Origin of the sequence: Cryobacterium sp. TMT1-66-1, assembly GCF_004403435.1 — a bacterium.
Taxonomy (GTDB): domain Bacteria; phylum Actinomycetota; class Actinomycetes; order Actinomycetales; family Microbacteriaceae; genus Cryobacterium; species Cryobacterium flavum.
In genome coordinates, this window is the sequence record NZ_SOGP01000008.1 from 57,243 (window position 1) to 74,871 (window position 17,629).

At 60.7% G+C, this 17,629-nt stretch carries 18 protein-coding genes; 4 read left to right on the plus strand and 14 right to left on the minus strand.

The window, feature by feature from the left end:
* The first annotated feature begins 30 nt into the window (after nucleotides 1-30).
* Both E3T29_RS05380 and E3T29_RS19570 read left to right on the plus strand, forming a co-directional pair.
* Nucleotides 31-651 carry an NAD-dependent epimerase/dehydratase family protein gene (locus E3T29_RS05380; RefSeq protein WP_166792328.1) on the plus strand — a complete coding sequence of 207 codons (621 nt, stop codon included), beginning with the start codon at nucleotides 31-33 and terminating at the stop codon, nucleotides 649-651.
* Nucleotides 652-801: 150 nt separating this feature from the next.
* On the plus strand, nucleotides 802-951 hold the full coding sequence (locus E3T29_RS19570; protein WP_166792329.1) for a hypothetical protein: 150 nt from the start codon (nucleotides 802-804) through the stop codon (nucleotides 949-951).
* Nucleotides 952-976: 25 nt separating this feature from the next.
* Here the strand turns inward: E3T29_RS19570 and E3T29_RS05385 are convergent, their stop codons facing one another.
* The 10 genes from E3T29_RS05385 to E3T29_RS05430 form a co-directional block, all read right to left on the minus strand.
* Nucleotides 977-2,791 (minus strand): amino acid transporter, encoded by a 1,815-nt coding sequence (locus E3T29_RS05385; protein WP_241987668.1) that lies wholly within the window; start codon nucleotides 2,789-2,791, stop codon nucleotides 977-979.
* 387 nt (nucleotides 2,792-3,178) lie between these two features.
* On the minus strand, nucleotides 3,179-3,373 hold the full coding sequence (locus E3T29_RS05390; protein WP_134344555.1) for a hypothetical protein: 195 nt from the start codon (nucleotides 3,371-3,373) through the stop codon (nucleotides 3,179-3,181).
* A 130-nt stretch (nucleotides 3,374-3,503) separates the two neighbouring features.
* A complete protein-coding gene (locus E3T29_RS05395; RefSeq protein WP_134344556.1) occupies nucleotides 3,504-4,190 on the minus strand; it encodes a cation transporter in 687 nt (228 codons plus the stop codon).
* Nucleotides 4,187-4,540: a helix-turn-helix transcriptional regulator gene (locus tag E3T29_RS05400; RefSeq protein ID WP_134344557.1), complete on the minus strand. Its 354-nt coding sequence runs from the start codon at nucleotides 4,538-4,540 to the stop codon at nucleotides 4,187-4,189. Before E3T29_RS05400 ends, E3T29_RS05395 begins: the two co-directional genes overlap by 4 nt.
* 209 nt (nucleotides 4,541-4,749) lie before the next feature.
* A complete protein-coding gene (locus E3T29_RS05405; protein ID WP_134344558.1) occupies nucleotides 4,750-5,061 on the minus strand; it encodes a thioredoxin family protein in 312 nt (103 codons plus the stop codon).
* A 131-nt stretch (nucleotides 5,062-5,192) separates the two neighbouring features.
* The gene (locus tag E3T29_RS05410) at nucleotides 5,193-5,798 is read right to left on the minus strand and encodes a hypothetical protein (RefSeq protein ID WP_134344559.1); all 606 of its coding nucleotides are present in this window, start codon (nucleotides 5,796-5,798) and stop codon (nucleotides 5,193-5,195) included.
* An 805-nt stretch (nucleotides 5,799-6,603) separates the two neighbouring features.
* The gene (locus E3T29_RS05415; protein ID WP_166792330.1) at nucleotides 6,604-7,740 is read right to left on the minus strand and encodes an MFS transporter; all 1,137 of its coding nucleotides are present in this window, start codon (nucleotides 7,738-7,740) and stop codon (nucleotides 6,604-6,606) included.
* Nucleotides 7,741-7,868: 128 nt separating this feature from the next.
* A complete protein-coding gene (locus E3T29_RS05420) occupies nucleotides 7,869-8,924 on the minus strand; it encodes a tripartite tricarboxylate transporter substrate binding protein (RefSeq protein ID WP_134344561.1) in 1,056 nt (351 codons plus the stop codon).
* Between the two features lie 46 nt (nucleotides 8,925-8,970).
* A complete protein-coding gene (locus E3T29_RS05425; protein ID WP_134344562.1) occupies nucleotides 8,971-9,537 on the minus strand; it encodes a tripartite tricarboxylate transporter TctB family protein in 567 nt (188 codons plus the stop codon).
* The gene (locus E3T29_RS05430; protein ID WP_134344563.1) at nucleotides 9,534-11,078 is read right to left on the minus strand and encodes a tripartite tricarboxylate transporter permease; all 1,545 of its coding nucleotides are present in this window, start codon (nucleotides 11,076-11,078) and stop codon (nucleotides 9,534-9,536) included. Before E3T29_RS05430 ends, E3T29_RS05425 begins: the two co-directional genes overlap by 4 nt.
* 356 nt (nucleotides 11,079-11,434) lie before the next feature.
* Between E3T29_RS05430 and E3T29_RS05435 the strand changes: the two genes are divergently transcribed.
* Nucleotides 11,435-12,172: a FadR/GntR family transcriptional regulator gene (locus E3T29_RS05435; RefSeq protein ID WP_134344564.1), complete on the plus strand. Its 738-nt coding sequence runs from the start codon at nucleotides 11,435-11,437 to the stop codon at nucleotides 12,170-12,172.
* A 53-nt stretch (nucleotides 12,173-12,225) separates the two neighbouring features.
* A complete protein-coding gene (locus E3T29_RS05440) occupies nucleotides 12,226-13,476 on the plus strand; it encodes an NAD(P)/FAD-dependent oxidoreductase (protein ID WP_134344565.1) in 1,251 nt (416 codons plus the stop codon).
* A 251-nt stretch (nucleotides 13,477-13,727) separates the two neighbouring features.
* Here E3T29_RS05440 and E3T29_RS05445 read toward each other — a convergent pair whose 3' ends face one another.
* Genes E3T29_RS05445 through E3T29_RS05460 form a run of 4 tightly spaced genes read right to left on the minus strand, consistent with a single transcriptional unit; the run spans nucleotide 13,728 to nucleotide 17,603 of the window.
* Entirely contained in the window at nucleotides 13,728-14,729 is a 1,002-nt protein-coding gene (locus tag E3T29_RS05445; protein WP_134344566.1) for an ABC transporter substrate-binding protein, read from the minus strand.
* The gene (locus E3T29_RS05450; protein WP_241987656.1) at nucleotides 14,726-15,745 is read right to left on the minus strand and encodes an amidohydrolase family protein; all 1,020 of its coding nucleotides are present in this window, start codon (nucleotides 15,743-15,745) and stop codon (nucleotides 14,726-14,728) included. Before E3T29_RS05450 ends, E3T29_RS05445 begins: the two co-directional genes overlap by 4 nt.
* Entirely contained in the window at nucleotides 15,733-16,440 is a 708-nt protein-coding gene (locus E3T29_RS05455) for a 4-carboxy-4-hydroxy-2-oxoadipate aldolase/oxaloacetate decarboxylase (RefSeq protein WP_134344567.1), read from the minus strand. The genes E3T29_RS05450 and E3T29_RS05455 overlap by 13 nt, the downstream gene beginning before the upstream one ends.
* A complete protein-coding gene (locus tag E3T29_RS05460; protein ID WP_134344568.1) occupies nucleotides 16,440-17,603 on the minus strand; it encodes a zinc-binding dehydrogenase in 1,164 nt (387 codons plus the stop codon). Before E3T29_RS05460 ends, E3T29_RS05455 begins: the two co-directional genes overlap by 1 nt.
* Between the last annotated feature and the right edge of the window lie 26 nt (nucleotides 17,604-17,629).

The following is a 17,629-nucleotide window of genomic DNA, read 5'->3' on the forward strand; positions in this document are numbered from 1 at the left end:
ACGACGCGACCACCGAACTGAATGGATCCCATGAGCAAGCACCTTGTTGTTGGAGCCGGCCTCATCGGCCGCCCCCTGGCCGGACGCCTCGCAGCGCGCGGCGACACCGTGACCATTGCCACCCGCTCGGGCTCGGCCGCCGCAGGCGCGACCGCTCTGGTACTGGATGCGAGTGATCCGGCAGCTTTTACGCACGCCGCAGCGAATGCTTCCACCATCTTTCTCTGCACGAATCCGCCCTATACCGATTGGGCTGCACAATGGCCGCCCATCTACGAGGCGGTGATCGCCGCCGCATCCGCTACCGGTGCCAGGATCGTCGTGATGGGTAACCTGTATTCCTATGGTTCACCGACCGGCGCCATGACCGAACACTCGAGCGAAACGACCACCGAAGCCAAGGGACTCATTCGCCGCGCGGGTTGGGCAAAGTTGCGCGCCGCGCATGACGCCGGCCACATTCGTGCTGTTGAGGTGCGGGCCAGTGACTACTTCGGGCCTGGGGCCACCGGCACCGCGCACCTGGGCGAAGCGTTTTTCACCGCTGTTCTTCGCTCAAAGACGGCTCATGTCGTGGGTAAGCCGCACCTCGCGCACAGCTGGAACTACCTGCCCGACATCGTGACCACGCTCATCGCCGCGACAGACTAAACCGGCGACTGGGGCCGAATCTGGCACGTTCCGAGCGGTACCGTCAGCCGCGTCGACATCGTTGGGCAACTCAATGCGCACTACGGCACACGGGGAAAAGTCACCGGCTATCCGCAGCTGTTGCTGCGGTCCCTCGGGGTGGCCAATCCGATGATGCACGAAGTGTGGGCGTCGAGTTACCAGTTCGTGGTGCCGTTCGTGATTGATGCGACCGAGACCGAGCGTGAACTCGGTGTCGCCGCCACGCCGTGGAACGAGGCACTCATCGCCACCGCGGAGAGCTACCGCAGCCAGATCTGATCGAGGCGCTTCTGCAGCCGGTGCCTCAGCTCACGTGCACGTGCGGGCGCCGTTTGGCGTTCGGCTCCGACTCACGCAACACTTCGCGGGTCACCGGTGCGATCTCGCCCTGGCCGGTGACGAGGAACTTGAACATATTCGAGATGGGGTTGTTCTGGGTCCACTCAAAATAGATTTCCGGGATGATGCCGGTCTGGTCACGAATCTCCAGAAGCACGGCCGCAATCGTGTTCGGCACATTGCCGCTGGTCACCTGGAGAACCCGGTAGCCGTGTTTGGCCACGCCGCTCACGACGAGATCTTCCTCAAAGTCCGACGAGTCTGAGGGGAGCACTTCGAGAAAGATGATCGGTGAGCCGGTCGGTATATTGCCGAATCGGCGTTCGTCGCGGCTCTTATCACGGTACTCGGTTTCGGTGTCTTCGTCGGGCTCGTGGGAGATGATTCGCACGACGTCGTAGTCCTCGGCGTCGCCCGTGACGAAATCGAGGGCCGAGGAATCCAAAGTGATCGACGTCGCCCTGAGTTGGAACGACCGACGCACGCGCGAGACGAGGGAAGTCACCATGATGCCCACGATGAACAGGGCGGCGATGCGCACGCCGTCGGGGCGTTCGACGATGTTCGCGATGGTCGTGTACGCCATGATCGCGGCGATGATGCCGAAACCAATGGTCGGCCAGCGTTGCCGTCTTTTGCGGGCGGACAGGGTGACCGCGACGGATGCCGACGTCATCAGCACGAGCACGCCCGTTGCGTAGGCACCGCCCTGGGCGTCGACGCTGGCCTGGAAAGCAATCGTGATCACGAAGGCGATCCCGATGAAAACCAGTACGAGCGGGCGCACGGCCCGGGCCCATTGCGGTGCCATGCCGTACCGCGGCAAGTACCGAGGTACGAGGTTAAGCAGACCGGCCATAGCGGATGCCCCAGCAAACCAGAGGATGCAGATGGTGCTGATGTCGTAGACGGTGCCGAATGCGTTACCGAGGTATTCGTGGGCGAGGTAGGCCAGGGCGCGACCGTTGGCGGGGCCGCCGGGCTGGAAGGCGGCCTGCGGGATCAGAAACGTGGTGACCAGGCTCGACGTGATCAGGAAACCGCTCATGATCAGTGCCGCTGTGGTGAGCAGCCGTTTCGTGCCGCGAATCCGGCCGACGGGATTGTCGTCGCTGTCGGTCGGGCTTCCCGTAACCTGCGGCATCACGGCCACACCGGTCTCGAAGCCGGACAGGCCCAAGGCCAACTTGGGAAACACGAGCAGTGCGATCCCCACCATGACGAGCGGATTACCGTGCTGCACGGTGAGCGCCGCCCACCAATCCGTGATGACCACGCTATTCGTCGCCACGTGCTCAATCGCAACCATGATTACGATCAGGTTGAGAATGAGGTAGACCGCAACAAGAACCACGGCGATGCTGATTGCTTCCCGAAAGCCGCGAAGGAAGACAATTCCAAGCAGGGCGATGATGAACAACGTGATCGGTACTTCCTGACCGTGAAACCAGGTTGGCGTGAACGGATTCTCGACTGCGTGAGCCGTGGCATCCGCTGCCGACAAGGTAATCGTGATCATGAAGTCCGTTGCCGCGAACCCGAGCAGAACCAGCACGAAGAGCTTGCCCGACCACCACGGCAACAGCTTCTCCAACATATGGATGGAACCGGATCCCCGAAAACTCTCTTCAGCCACCCGCCGATACACCGGCAGGGCACCGAGCAGAGTCAGGGCGACCAGCACGATGGTCGCGATCGGCGACAACAGCCCCGCAGCGAGTGCCGCGATCGCTGGCTGATAGCCCAGCGTCGAGAAATAGTCGACACCGGTCAGGCACATCACACGCCACCAGGACTGCGTCTTTTCGGCCGTGGCCGCGTGCGGTCCCACCCGCGATCCCTGACGGTCACCGGTGTCTTGCAATAGCCACGCTTTGACGCTTTTGGCCGAAGCCCGCGATATGGTCACGAGCACACCCTACGCCCTCGCAAACTACCGCAAGAATTGCTTTCACTTTCATTTACGGCACGCTTCTCGCTGCGGCCGAACAAGGGGGCAAGCCGCCATCTGGTGCCCCCTACTCGACCTGTTACGCGACGTTTGCGGTTGCGTGGTTGTGAGCGCGAGAGAGGACCACCGCAAAGATCAGGAAGACGGCTGTGCTCAGCGATCCGCTTATCTCTCCCAGCTGCGGAATTACAAGCAGCCCGCTCACTCCCAGCAGAATCAGCACCCCGCCAAAACTGCGAACAACCGCATGCCATAAAGCAACATGAAGACGAGGTAGTGCCCGCCAACGATGAAGAGCGCAGCCATACCGCCAGCAACGGAGCCCCAAGTGAACACCGCGGACACCAATGGTCCAGGGAAGCCGGCACGATAGATTCGTCGAACATCGGCCTGTGCTTGTGAAATTTCCATGACATCTACCGTGATCGAGCCGAAGCGCGAGTCGCACACTCGTCAGAGCCCACATCGATCATGGCGCACCAGTCGCGACAGGACCAATCAGAGCCTCGTTGCGACGCTCTGTCAGAGCGCGCGAGTAGCTTCAGCAGCAGTTTTCGTGCTCGACGTCGCGTTCCCCGGTGAGCGCAGCCACGGGCACTTTGCAGGCGTCGCCACGCCAGGCCTCGAGGCCTTCCCTAACCGCGAAGACCACGATCACGAGGGCTGCAACCGAGTCCGCCCACGCCCAACCAAGAAGCGTGTTCAAAAGTAGCCCGACCAGCAGGGCTGCGGAAAGATAGGAGCAGATCAGGGTTTGTTTCGAGTCAGCGACCGCCGAAGCAGAGCCCAACTCATGGCCGGCGCGACGCTCGGCGAAGCTCAGAAAGGGCATCACCAGTAGGCTGACCGCTGCCAGCACAATGCCGACCGTGCTGTGCTCCGCTTCGCGAACGCCGAAGAGGGACAGGCCGGCATCGACGATCACATACGCGGCGAGAGCGAAGAACGCCCACGCGATGACTCGCAGCGCGGTCTTTTCTCGCTTCTCCGGATCAGGCGCTGCGAACTGCCAGGCGACAGCGGCAGCGGAAAGGACCTCCACGATGGAGTCCAGGCCAAACCCGATGAGGGCGGCTGACGATGCCACGCTGCCGGCCGCGATCGCAATGATGGCTTCGATGACGTTGTAGCCAATGGTCGCCGCGACGATCCACCGAATCCGGCGGCGGAGAACCTGCGTTCGGTCAGGCTGGATCGCAACAACTCGGTCATTGCTGGAGAGGCTCATGCGTCGTTCCCGCAGCACAGCGGTACGTCGCAGTCCTCATCGACGCAGCCGACACCGTCATCGATAGCGAGCACCACATCCATCAGGGCGATTAGCGCCCTGGTCACGTGAGGATCCGCGATCTCATAGCGAGTCGAGCGTCCCTCCGGAACGACGGCCACGATTCCGCAGCCTCTGAGGCACGCCAGGTGGTTGGATACGTTCGACCGCGACAACTGCAGCTCGCGCGCCAACGCACCTGGAAATCCCGGGCGTTCGAGCAAGGAGAGCAGGATTCGAGACCTGGTGGGATCGGCCATCGCTCGACCCAACCGGTTCATCACGTCAACTCGCGAGGCAATAGTCAGCATCCACTGACATTACAGCAGGGGCTGACCAATCACCACGGTCCTGCCAACACAGTGTCAATTAGTGCTGATCGTGCCCGATTGGATCGGCCCGGAGGCGGAGCGCGACCCACAGTCCACATCGGCGGCAGATGTAGGCATTGTCGCTGAGGGCGTGCAGCCTGCGGCGCGGATAGCTGCGACCGCAGCAGGAACAGGTGAGTTCTGGGGTATTATCCATGAGCCGCGAGCGCTGCCTCAATCTGTTCTTGGGTGGGAGCTCCGGCCATTCCGTTCGGCGTTACATAAATCCGGCAGGCGAGATCGCTGGTGCGGCCATCCGACGGGAAGAGATCAACACCGTCGACGAGGATCGTTGGCGACCCAGCAAATAAGACTTGCCCGGCTGTCTCGGCGGAATCGATCAGTGTGGATGTGATCACTGTGTTCGAGTGCATCGTGTTGTCGACGGCGCGCTGCAGGCGGATGAGGGCCTGTACCGAGTTCGGACAGCCTGCAATGTAGAGCAGCTCGATTGTTGTCATGGATTCTTTTCCTTTTGAGGGGGCCATCCGTATCATCCAACGGATGCGTCGCCTCGCGATACCGCGGATGGACAGAAATCAACGTGGGTACCCAGTATTTTCCGCAGGACAGTCTTTCAGGTCGATGCGAGCTAGTTGTAGATCTCGATGAGGCTCGGGTCGGTCAGCTCAATCTGAGCGACACCTTCGTACAGTGTGATTTGGCCCGAGGTGCACAGGGTCACGCCGCCGTCAATCGGCTCGAGGTCGCCGACGTCCCAAACCACGATCTGAAAACGTTCCGGGTCGGGGTAGTCGCGACCGAGGTTGAGGAACACGTCGTCTTCCGAGTTGCCGCCGCCGGCGAGTGGCCCGCAGACGCGCTGCGTCGAACCGGCGTAGTCCACAGCCTGGTTCCAGGGGATCCCGCCGCCAGGCTGCTCTTCCGCGGCCGCGGCAAATGGGAGCGGGGCTGGAGCGCCAAGAGCCGGATTTGCCTGGTAAACCCAGTTTCCGTTGCGGTCCTCGACGCAGCCGAGCTCTACGGCCTTCCGCTGAGCCAGACCGGCCGGTGCCGCGACGAGCGCCGCGCAGGCGGTGGCAGGATCGACCGGCGATGACTCTTCGGTCAACAGTTCAGCCGCGTTGGGCTCGTCATAGGGGTACGAGCCCGAGCTGCAGGCGGTGAGCAGAAGCATCGAAGACAGGGCCGCAGCAGCTGTCAGAGCGGCGATTGGAGCGCGAGGCGATCGGGGCATGGGCAAAGACTAGGGCATCGCCGACGGACGTGTGTGTCCCCGTCCGAGTGGGCGTCCAGCGGGCAGCATGCCCCCTTTCGGCCCAACACGTCACGAATATCGCGGCCGCTGAACGACTAATACTCGGAGACTCGAACCAAGAACATCACATTCCGAGTCATCTTCATCAAGACTTCGAAGTCGCACAGATTCGGAACTCCCCCGACAACCGGCACGAAAGGGGCGCCACGGGCTCACGAGCCTGGGCTAACCTAGCGGGATTCGGACATGACTACATCGCGCCCGCAACTACTAAAAACCCCCAATTGACCGGAGGTTTTTATCTAAAGCTGGGATGCCTGGACTCGAACCAAGAACAAATGATAGGCGTCGGGGTGGTGGTGCGCACCTGCATATGGGGCAGACTTCCGCGGAATTCCGCGGTTCTCATGAGCTTTAGTGTACGCGCTGTACGGAGAGATACAGCCTGAATCTGGTCAGATTTAGGGGTTTATGGTTCGTTTCTGGTCAGAGCGATAGTGGTGCTGTAAGCGTTTCCGAGGCTCGGATCAAGTAGCTCTCGCGCGTGACTAATTGGTTCCAACCGCGGAGATCAGAAACGGCGAGCACGGGTGTCCGCTCATCCATCTATGACCATCATGACGACACTTCATTGATTCTTCTTGAGCCGCGAATGTGCCGGCTTGAATGAATTCGACGGAGCCCACAGAACCGGCACGCAGATGCTCGCACTCAATGCGTCGGCCAGGACTCCAGTTCAGTACATTGCAGAAGCAGATTTGAGGGAGACAGGTGCCAAGAAGGTTTAGTCATTCATGCCACGGGGAGGACGGGTCCGCAACACCATCACAGGGATGCCGACAGCGATAGCAACGATCGCGGTCGCAACTGCGGCGGAGGGAAGTACGAAAATTAGTGCCCCGATGCTCATGGGTGTGACGAGCAAAGAGAAAGCACGGAACGTACCGATCGAGGCGATGGAGCGACCACGCTCTTCCGGGCCGACTGCCTCTGCCGCCAAAGCCGGGCCAAGAGTCTGCAGGATTCCTGAGCCTACCCCCGAGATGAAGAGGAATGCGCCCGCCAATACCAAGTTGGGCAGCAGAAGGACCATGGCAGCGATGCCTCCGAGGGCCAACACGGTACCCAAGACGCTCGCACGTCTCATACCTGCCCGCCGGGCTCCCCGCGCCAAGACAGAACCAGCCAAAGCCGCAAAGTTCGCCAACGTCGTCATCGCACCCACGACTGGTAGTGCGTGACCTGCTTCCGACAAGAGAAGCGGCAAGTATGAGTTCATGATGCCTCGCCATGACCCAGCCGCCGCGCTCATCCATGCCGCAGTCAGCACGCCGGGACGCCGCCATATCGCAACTGAGACGACGCCGGGCGCCGAAGGGGTCCTCGTAAACGGCTCGTATCGCACTAGGCATGCGCATGCTGGGATAGCAGCGGCTGACATGCCTCCGGCGATGAAGAGCGTGAGGGTCAGGGACGATGCACCGATGAATCCGGCGAGTAGGGGGCCGACCAGCAAACCGATGCCGTTCGTCACGTTCATGAGCGCGAGAGAAGAAACGGCCGGCCGCGTCGAACGCACGACGTGCGTCTGTGCGCCGGTGAAGAAGTAGGCGCGAGCGGCACCTTGGAGGAGTTGCGAGACGACGAATGCCCAGAGATCATCACTCACGCCAAGGACCCCACATGAGGCGGCCAGCAGGATGAGAGCAAGCAGAATGAATGTCCGTGTTGAAAAGCGGTCCATCAGCGCCCCCATGCCAGCCCTCGCAATGATCTGCGTGATGGCCGACAGTCCGATGAGGAGCCCTATGGCGCCCAGGGGATAACCAGCGGCTGTAGCTACCAGCGGGATAACGAGCGTCGCCATCCCGAGCGCTACAGAGAAAAGGAAGATTGTCGACTGTGCAAGAACGTCTTGCATCTTCGGTGTCGGGGCTGCGGCGTCATCCACTGGCAGCAATACCCACATTCAGATTCACGATCTCCTCCCACACAAGACCAGGAGGGACCCTTGGCGATCAATCGCACCGCAAAGGGCCCCGCTCACGGTTAGTACGAGGCTTTGAGGACGTCGATGAAGCCGTCTGAGAGTGTGCCAAACTCGCCCACAACATCCTCCAGAATCACGTCACCAGGAAGGTAGGACAACTCGCGCTGCAACTTCTCAGCCTGTTCGAGGACCTCGGGATCTTCCATGGCAACGCCGAGGGCATCCTGAAGGCAGCCCAGCGTTCCCGCTTCCATTCCTGCGGGACCAACGAGCGGGCGACCGAACTCGGTGAGAAGCGTGATTCCGTCGATGATACTTTCCGCATCCGATGACAATTCAAGATCGCCAAACACAGTTGCGTCAGCCGCGTCAGCCGGCGCTTCCTCGGCGAACGACAGGACTGGCGTTGACTCGCCACTCAGAATGCTCACACGGCGGCTGTCCAGGGGGCCTGCGATCGCGTCAACACTGCCTTGGATGAGGGCAAGATCGGTCTCCGCTTGGCTGTTGAACCCGACAATAACCTCGGCACCCTTTAGGTCGAAAGCTTCAATCAGTGCGCTTGCGACGATGTAATCGGAGGATCCACGGCCGGTGGAACCGAACCGGAACCCTTCACTGTTCAACACGTCGTCCCACGTTTGGTACTCGCCGGTGGCGTTGGTAGTGACGATCAAGTCATCGACCGCAACCCGGCCAATGTAACTGAGACCATCGAAATCGAACTCGGGGCCTTCGGCGTCTGCGAGGATCGCGGCAGCAGCGCCCGTTCCATTGACGATGGCGATGCTTGTACCGTCGGGAGTTGCTGCCGTGAGCTGATTGATGGCGAGGAGGCCACCCGCACCGGGCTTATTGACAGGGATGACTGTAGCGCCAAGCGCATTCTCAAGCCCGGGGACGATAACGCGAGCAAGAATGTCATAGCCGCCACCCGCGTTATAGGGGATTGCAAGTTCGATTGTTTTCCCATTGAAAACCGAGCAGTCGGCTTCTGCACCGGTGCTAGAAGATACCTCGGCCGGATCGGCCGCTGTGCACCCAGTGAGCGCCAGAGCACTGACCGTTAATGCACCCAGCGCGAGGTGAGTCAGTGGGGATTTGTTTTTGAGCATGAATCAACCTTTTTCTAACATTTATGAATGGGTGGGAGGGCAGGACCTAGCCGCCGGAAAAGAGAATTCCAACGGGGCTGGGAATGTATGTGACTTGGCGCATCAGCAGCCACAGAAGCCCCGTCAGGACCACCGTATATATGGAGGAGAAGCGCCACGATTTCTTGCCGATGGCCGTCAGGTATGAGAGCGACAGCGCCGCAGCTGCGACGAAAATGCCACAAAGGTAGAGGACGAGGAAGAACGCAGAAATGAAACCGAGTGCGGTCAACCAAGCGCGTCGCGAAGCGTGCGAAAGGATGTACTCCGGATCGTTCGGATCCTGTTCCTTTCCATCGTCCTGGGACGCGGCCGATTGCGCCCCGAGCACGTCCTCACCTTCGAGGGGTCCTGAAAGTAACCGGATGCGTTCCTGTGACAACGCGCTCCATTTGCCGACGATCATCCACGCCGCACACAGGAGTCCAAGTCCTGCCGCAAGCCGGGGAAGCAACATCGAGACGGCCGTCGGATAGGTAAAGCTCCACAGCAGTGCTCCTGTGCAGACTACGAGCAGCACGAACGAGATGACGAGATCTGGCTTTGCGGACCGCTTTGCCGACTTGACACTCATTTCTTTCCCCTTACCGTGCGAATCACCTGGGTATGCGGTCCCTCGACTGGCTCATTAGCGAGGCGTTTCCGGTGGTCGCGAAGCACCGAGCGGATGCTGAAGAAAAGCGTCGCGATGATGATCAATCCGACGATTAGTACGCCAGGCCGGGCGACCCAAGACGGACCGAACAAAGATACCGAGAGGTTCAGATACCCCTCTAGGAGCTTGCCGAGCACGAGCGCAAGCAGGAAAGGCACTCGTGGCCAATCCCAGCGAAGGCAGATGACGCCAAGCACCGATGCGCCGATCATGACGATAATGTCTCCCCAGCTGTTGCTGGCTGTGTAGGCGCCGATCACTAGGAACATGAACAGGATCGGCGTAAGGACAGGACCACTTATCCGAGTTAGCGAAGCGAGCGGACGCACGAGTGCGAACGCGAGGATAACTCCGGCAACTCCAGCAATAACGACCGTCCACACCATCGAGAAGGTTATGTCGAGCTGAGAGGTCAGCATCTCCTTTCCCGGTGTGATCCCGAGAACAAGGAATCCGCCGAGCAAAACAGCCGTAGCCGCGCCTCCGGGAATGCCGAAGGCAATCGTTGGGATAAGTGAGCCCGCATCTTTCGCGTTGTTCGTCGCCCCAGCTGCGACGAGCCCGTCGATCGCCCCCTTGCCGAATTGGTCAGGGTCCTTGGACGTTTGACGTGCCTGCCCATATGCGATCCACTGCGCAACGGTGCCACCCAGACCCGGGAGCATTCCTATGACAACACCGATGGTCGATGAACGGACCGCTACGGACCAATGACGCAACGCATCCGCTACGCCTCGCATCGTTCCCGATAGCTTCGCGTCGCCCAGCGGTGCACTTGCGATGGAAGAGCGAGTCAGCATCAGCTGCAGCACTTCCGCTCCCCCGAACAGCCCGACGACGACGGGTATCAGTGCGATGCCGCTCCAGAGATACATTTCGCCGAAAGTGAATCGGGGTATGCCTGCGGTCGGGTCGCTTCCGATAAAGGACGTGAGGAGGCCCAACGCGACCATGGCCAGGCCCTTCGCGGGACTCTTTCCCGCGAGTGTTACGACGAATGCAAGTCCAAGGAGCACGAGCATGAAAAACTCAGGCGCTCCGAGCAACAGCACGAGCGGCCGAATTACCGTAATGAAGACGCCCAAGACGACCGCCCCGAAGACGAGCCCGATAGCGGAGCTAGTGAGGACGATCCCCAGAGCGCGGCCACCCTGCCCCTTCTTGGTCATCGGGTAACCGTCGAGAACCGCGGCCGCCGAAGTGGCTTCGCCCGGAATACCGAACAGAACCGATGTGATGTCGCCAGCGGTGCTTGTCACGATCCACATGCTCAGGAGGAACACGATTCCTTGAACCGGCTCCATGGCGAATGTGAACGGAAGCAGGAGAGCAATCGCAACTGCGCCACCGAGTCCCGGCAGAATCCCCACCAGGAAGCCAATGAAAATTCCACAGAGCATGAGCCCCAGAGTCTCCCACTGAAGTACCTGTCCGAGCCCGCTCGTGATCGCGTCAATCACGCGGGGAGCCTACCCACCTACGGAGTGCGCCAGGTTGAATGGTCACATTCCTCGCGGCTGCTGGGTGAAGCGCTTTCGCGACCGACCCTTGAATACCAGACACCATCGGACGTCTACCCCACATCATCGTGATTCGCAGGAAACCACGCGTGGTGGCCTCACCAGAGACACATCGGTGTGCCCCAACTCATTCTGCCGAATGGATAGACCATAGCACCAATGAACCTAAGTCGACAAAGGCGGTATCGTGAGAGTGTTCATCGGAGCTTCACCCAATGGATGCAAGGCAACGGCACCGAATCCGTCGTCCGAGCGTTCGCAACCGATCCCTACCACTCGAACGACAGGACACGCCAATGTCTGGCACCGACGAAAAAGCCACGTCCGAATCGCTGTTTAATCGCGTGAATGTAGACCGCACGTCCCACGTTATCGTCGATCAGATCAAACAGCTGATTCGCGACGGAAGCCTGAAACCTGGCGACCGCCTGCCGAATGAACGCGCCCTCTGCCTTCAACTTGGGGTCAGTCGGGTTACCGTACGGGAAGCGCTCCGCGGGCTGGAGGCAACCGGCTTGATCCAGGTGCGCTTGGGAGCCCGAGGCGGCTCGTTCCTGACCGCTCCGTCACCGGAGCTAGTAGGCGAGAACCTTGCCCAGCTCCTGACCCTGTCACCCATCACGGCCCTCGCAGTGACGGAGGCGCGGCAGATCTTCGAACTCGGGATTCTACCCCTTGTCCTCGAGCGAGCATCTCGGGAAGATATCGCTGAGCTGCGCACGCTTGTGGTCGATGCCCTAACCGCGAAGGCCGACGGGGTTTACTCCACCGACATGTCGGCTGCTTTCCATGTGCGACTCGCTGCGTGCACACACAACCCAGCCATCGAAGCTCTGATGCATAGCTTCCACGGCCCTCTGCTCTCGTCCCTGCAAGAGGCAAAGACAGTCGCCCCACTGATGGGATTTAAGGGCGTAGAAGAGCACGGCGAAATTGTCGACGCCATCGAAGCCAAGGATCTCCCCCGCGCACGAGCGATCCTCGCCCAACACCTTGAGAGAACGGCGCAACGAGTCGCCCGCTCGCAGGGATAAACACGAACAGGTCGAAGTGTGGTCTAATGGTCCTACCCTTATGAAGGAGGAGCATGGATTGCATTGCAACGACGCACAGTTCTGCCGGCACCCTGATCGTCGGTGCCGGCCAAGCCGGCCTCCAGCTTGCAGCGAGCCTGCGCATGTTGGGCGACACCGCGCCGATCACCATTGTCGGCGGCGAGAGTCGACCACCATATCAGCGCCCACCACTATCGAAGGCATTTCTTAAAGGCAAGGCCGCGGAGGACGATCTCACACTCCGTGGTGCGGACTTTTTCGCCACCAACGACATAACTATCGTCTGCGGTGAATGGGTCGAGTCGATTGCACTGGACAGCGCCACCACCGGGTCCGGAAAAGCGGTGACCAGGACAGGTCGGACTCTTGCGTTTGAGCGACTCGCCCTCACTGTTGGCGGCACCCCCCGCCGCATGCTCACGCCCGGCGCAGAACTTGACGGGATCCACTATCTCCGAACCCTCGACGACGCTATTGCACTCAGGATGGATCTTGAGAATGCCACCCGGGTGGTGATTGTCGGTGGCGGTTTCATTGGGCTCGAGATCGCGGCCACTGCAACTGCAAGTGGGAAAGAGGTCGTTGTCCTGGAGGCACAGGATCGGCTTATGGCGCGCGCCATTGCACCTGAGATGTCCCATTTTTACGCGGAAGCTCACAGACGTAGGGGCACGCGTATCGAGCTGTGCACCGCCGTCTCGGGCTTCCGCGGGACCGACCGCGTCAACAGCGTCGAGCTGGCTGACGGGCGCATCATCGACGCTGACATTGTCGTCGTCGGGATCGGCCTCGTCCCCCACACATCGCTGGCCGCATCCATGGGGCTGGCCAACGATCGAGGAATCGAGGTCGATCCTTATGGTCGCACTCGCATACCCGGCATCGTCGCGGCTGGCGACTGTGCGGTGAGCACCCATCCAATCCACGGCACCGTTCGTCTCGAATCAGTACCCAACGCTATTGCACAGGCCAAGGCTGCAGCAGCCGCGCTCATGGGTCACGAGCAGAGAAAACTGACAGTGCCGTGGTTCTGGTCCGATCAGGCCGACCTGAAGCTCCAAATGGCCGGCCTCGCGATGAGCTACGACGAGGTGATCATCCGCGGTAATCCCGATACGGAGCGCTTTTCTGCGCTTTATTACCGCAACGGTCAGCTCGTGGCTATCGAATCAGTTAACGCGCCTAGCGACTACATGGCGGCGAGGCGCATCCTCGAGAACGGTGGAAACATTCCACCGGACGCTGCGGGCGACGTCGACATTTCGCTGAAGACGCACATGTAAGAACGAGTTATGCCAGCGGTCGCCATCCGCTGGAACTTCGACACTCCCGACGATGCTGCTGATCCTGCCCGTCGGGGGTGACGACGACCTACCGCCGGGCCGGTTACCGGAGTATTTGAAGGCGCGATTTGGAAGCGTCCACGAGAAGGACTGTGGGATTGCGCTGTGCGCCGCTAAGCCCGGGGCTGACGACTGAATACATGCATGCAATAGCGCAACAACCCCACGGCCGGGGGCGATCAGGCTGACAATCAGATCACGAAAGACTCCAATGACTCTGGCGCGAAGAGTTCCTCCGGCTCTCGACGCACACGTGAGAGCCCCTGCTCGTGGTGGTACCGGAGGAACGTCGCAAGGACATTCCTGTCTGCGGATCCGAGGCCATACGACCAATAATCCTCACCCAACAACGCACGCGCCTCCTCGAGGTGGAACATCAGCCACGGCTCCATGATCTGCAGTGCCGACGCGTCGTAGATCCGCGCTGCAGCCTGCGCCTTAGCGGTGATCAGCGCTTTTGTTAGCGACTGCGCTACCCAGCGGTGACGTTCATAAAACTCCCGACGAAGCACGACCACGTGCATGATCGGAAAGTTACCCGTGGCTTGAAAATACGATTTCTCTGCCGCCTTCGTGTCAGGGAACAGCCGGGCAACGCGTCCACCGGGCGCTCCAAAGGTGCTCGGAATCCGCGGCGCAAAAATCGCGTCCAAGTCGCCGACGGCCAGCATCTCGGAAAGCGTGCGCCCTGAGGGAATGGGTCGTACATCGAACGGCACATCAACAGCACCCTTCTCGATCCGCCCGGACTTCTCCTGACCCCCAGTGAAGAATGTCGAGGCATCGAGTGGAAGATCGTGATGATCGGCGAGGATTCCTCGCTGCCAAACGCAGGCTGTCAGCTGAACCTCGGGCATACCGATCCGCTTGCCGCGCAGATCGGATGGCGTCTCGATTCCCGCATCAAGATTGATGAAAATTCCGCCGTGTCGAAACTGGCGCGATGTGTAGATCGGGAGCGCGACAAAAGGCGGTTCCTGGCCCGCATCGAGCGCTCTGAGAGTCGAGACATACGTCGACAGCGACATCTCGGCAGCGTCGAACTCGCGGTGCCTCGCCATGCGAAAGAAGGTCTCCTCCACGGGCAAACGCAGGTAGGTAACGTCGACGCCGTCAACGGCCACGCTCCCGTCTTCGACACCTCGAGTGCGGTCGTAGTCGCCGCACGCGAACGTCATCCGCAGGCGGCTCATAGGTCGCCACCTGCCAGCCTTGCCGCAAGCCGCGGATACACGCGCAGTGCGTTCTCGTGCGTGATCGCGTCCCAGTCGTCCTGCGACTGCTCAGACGCACGAAGATACGTGAGGGTGTCGTCCCATTCAGTCCCGGTTTCAGGATCGGCTCCACGCACGGCGCCCAACATTTCCGAAGCGAAAAGTACGTTTGACGCCGGGATCACGTCGACGAGGAGATTGAACCCCGGCTGGTGATATACCGCCGTGTCGAAGTACACGTTGCGCAGAAGTTCGGAAGGATCCTGCCAGTCGTTGCGCATGGCAAGCCCCCGGTATCGGCCCCAGTGATAGGGAACTGCGCCGCCGCCGTGAGGGATGACGAGTCGCAATCCGGGAAAGCGCCTGAACAGGTCCGAGGGAAGCAACTGCATGAAGACATTCGTGTCTGCATTGAGATAGTGCGAGCCGAGCGTGTGGAAGTTCGGGTTCGAGGCCGTCGAGACGTGCGCCATGAGGGGCACGTTCAAGTCTTCGGCAGCCTCAAAGATCGGAAACCAGGACGGATCCGTCAGCGGTAGCCCCGCCCAGGTCCCGGATGGATCCGGGTTGAGATTCGCACCGACGAAGCCGAGATCCTCCACCGAGCGACGCAGCTCGGCGAGCACGCCATCGAGATTGCCCGCCGGCGTCTGCGGGAGCTGTGCGACAGGAACGAATTGCTCAGGAAACAAGTTACTGACGCGGTGAACCATGTCGTTAGACGCCTGCGCCCACGAATTCGCGATGCTGGCATCTGGCTCATGATGTGCCATACCCGACGCTCGCGGCGAGAAAAGCATGAGGTCGCCGCCTCGTTCACGCAGAACCCGGAGCTGGTTGCCTTCGATACTTTCGCGCACTTCATCATCCGATACCTCCGAGCTGAGAGCTGCGGCGCTCGGCGCCTCCCCACGAAGCTGAGCGGCTCTGAACTGATGGAGCTGACGCGGTTCGGTTGTGTAGTGACCGTGGATGTCGATTATCACGAAGTCCACTCTTCCTTCCACGTCTGGTAATCGACATATCGGACTCCCGAGCTCTCGATTAGCGGTCGCATATTGTTCACGTCGAGCGCGATCTCGCCCGTCAGATATCGACCTCGGGAGAGGGCTTCCTTTTCTTCGCGCCGCTGCGCGGCGACGACCACCTCGGCGACCGTCGCCCGCGACACAATCACGACACCATCATCGTCGGCGAGCACCGCGTCACCGGGACGCACAATCTGACCGGCAATCGAGATCGGAACGTTGACGTCGCCAAGGTTGCCTTTAGTCGTTCCTTCCGCCGAAACATGACGCGACCACACTGGAAAGCCCATCTTCCGCAGGTCGGCGACGTCACGCACTCCAGCGTCGATGACAAGACCGCGGACACCTCGGGCTTTCAAAGAGGCGGCGAGTAGATCGCCAAAATAGCCCATGTCGCACGGCGCTGTCGGTGCGACAACCAGCAGGTCGCCCTCCTGGCATTGTTCGACGGCGACCGCAATCGTGGTGTTGTCACCGGGAGCGACAGTCACCGTCACGGCGGTCCCTGACACGCGCGTGCCTCGCTGAATTGGTGTAATCCCGGAAGCCAGCAGTCCGGTTCGGCCTTGCGCTTCATGGACCGTGGCCACGCCATATTCGGCGAGTATATCGATGAGACTGAGGGGCGTTCGAGGGGTGCCGGTCACAACAACGCCGCCCATCAGACCGCCGCCTCCAGACGCGTTCGGCCGCCCGCCTGCCCGATCATGTTTGGCATCATCGAGATGTGGATCGCATCTTCGTCGGTCTGGCCAGCCAGAACCCGGATCGCGTGATCAACCTGGTCGATCCCGTACCGGTGCGTCGCAAGCTTCTCGAGTGGGAATCGACTCGAGGCTATCTGCGCGATGGCAAGTTCGCACGCGCGGTAGGAATGCCCACGCGCGGACTTGATCGTGATGGACTTCTCCGTGACCTTCTTCAGTGGGAAATCGGGGAATGCGCTCAGCTCACCCTGCACGAGCAGCGTGCCTTCGCGCCGCATGAGCACGTCAACTCCGAGCAGGAGGGGTGCTGTGCCGGCGCGCGATGTGCAGTCGAGCACGTATTCGACACCGCGCCCATCGGTCAGCTCCATGACCCTCTCCCGCGGGTCCTCGGTCAGGACATCGATGACGGCATCCGCACCCAACTCGAGGGCTAAGTTGAACCGTTCCCTATCGCGAGTGGTGCCCGTCATGATGATCGTGGACGCCCCGGCTTGTTTTGCGGCGACGAGCTGGGACAGACCCTGTTGACCCGGCCCTTGAATGAGCACGGTGTTGTTGTAACCTATGCCCGCCGTAAGCAGCGCCCATTCAACACCATTCGACAAGGGCATAACAAGGCCGGCCAACTCCGGCGACATCGTCTCAGGGATCTTGTGGAGCACCGAGTTCCACGGTAAGTACATGTGCTCGGAGAACCCTCCCCAGAGCCGGCCCGGCATGTCGCTGGTGGTATATCCAAATCGCCGCGCATCGGGATTCGTCCGCCAATCCGTCGCCTCGCAGTGTCGGTATTCACCGATGCGACACCACGCGCAGTTGTAGCAAGCAACGTAGTGCTCAAGAAAGACACGATCTCCTTCATCGACGCCGTGCCTGAGCTTGAAGCGGGCACCGGCCTTTACTACCACGCCGACGTTTTCATGGCCCATGATGACGGGGCCTCGGGTGGAGGGAGTTTCGGGCGGCGAGAAATACAGCTTGGCGTCAGTGCCACAGATGCCTGCTACCTCGACCTTCAAGAGCGCCGAGTCCGCGTCGATGTGGGGCATCGGAAACTCACGCATTTCGGTGACTTCCGGCGCTGTACGTACAGCTGCGAGCACTGAGTCAGTCATTTGCTCATCCTTGGGCTAGTGATTGG

Bases quoted from the DNA above. Each gene is read 5' to 3' on its own strand.
- E3T29_RS05380 (WP_166792328.1), top strand. From the start codon at position 31: ATGAGCAAGCACCTTGTTGTTGGAGCCGGCCTCATCGGCCGCCCCCTG.
- E3T29_RS19570 (WP_166792329.1), top strand. From the start codon at position 802: ATGATGCACGAAGTGTGGGCGTCGAGTTACCAGTTCGTGGTGCCGTTC.
- E3T29_RS05385 (WP_241987668.1), bottom strand. From the start codon at position 2,791: ATGTGCCTGACCGGTGTCGACTATTTCTCGACGCTGGGCTATCAGCCA.
- E3T29_RS05390 (WP_134344555.1), bottom strand. From the start codon at position 3,373: ATGGAAATTTCACAAGCACAGGCCGATGTTCGACGAATCTATCGTGCC.
- E3T29_RS05395 (WP_134344556.1), bottom strand. From the start codon at position 4,190: ATGAGCCTCTCCAGCAATGACCGAGTTGTTGCGATCCAGCCTGACCGA.
- E3T29_RS05400 (WP_134344557.1), bottom strand. From the start codon at position 4,540: ATGCTGACTATTGCCTCGCGAGTTGACGTGATGAACCGGTTGGGTCGA.
- E3T29_RS05405 (WP_134344558.1), bottom strand. From the start codon at position 5,061: ATGACAACAATCGAGCTGCTCTACATTGCAGGCTGTCCGAACTCGGTA.
- E3T29_RS05410 (WP_134344559.1), bottom strand. From the start codon at position 5,798: ATGCCCCGATCGCCTCGCGCTCCAATCGCCGCTCTGACAGCTGCTGCG.
- E3T29_RS05415 (WP_166792330.1), bottom strand. From the start codon at position 7,740: ATGCAAGACGTTCTTGCACAGTCGACAATCTTCCTTTTCTCTGTAGCG.
- E3T29_RS05420 (WP_134344561.1), bottom strand. From the start codon at position 8,924: ATGCTCAAAAACAAATCCCCACTGACTCACCTCGCGCTGGGTGCATTA.
- E3T29_RS05425 (WP_134344562.1), bottom strand. From the start codon at position 9,537: ATGAGTGTCAAGTCGGCAAAGCGGTCCGCAAAGCCAGATCTCGTCATC.
- E3T29_RS05435 (WP_134344564.1), top strand. From the start codon at position 11,435: ATGTCTGGCACCGACGAAAAAGCCACGTCCGAATCGCTGTTTAATCGC.
- E3T29_RS05440 (WP_134344565.1), top strand. From the start codon at position 12,226: ATGGATTGCATTGCAACGACGCACAGTTCTGCCGGCACCCTGATCGTC.
- E3T29_RS05445 (WP_134344566.1), bottom strand. From the start codon at position 14,729: ATGAGCCGCCTGCGGATGACGTTCGCGTGCGGCGACTACGACCGCACT.
- E3T29_RS05455 (WP_134344567.1), bottom strand. From the start codon at position 16,440: ATGGGCGGCGTTGTTGTGACCGGCACCCCTCGAACGCCCCTCAGTCTC.
- E3T29_RS05460 (WP_134344568.1), bottom strand. From the start codon at position 17,603: ATGACTGACTCAGTGCTCGCAGCTGTACGTACAGCGCCGGAAGTCACC.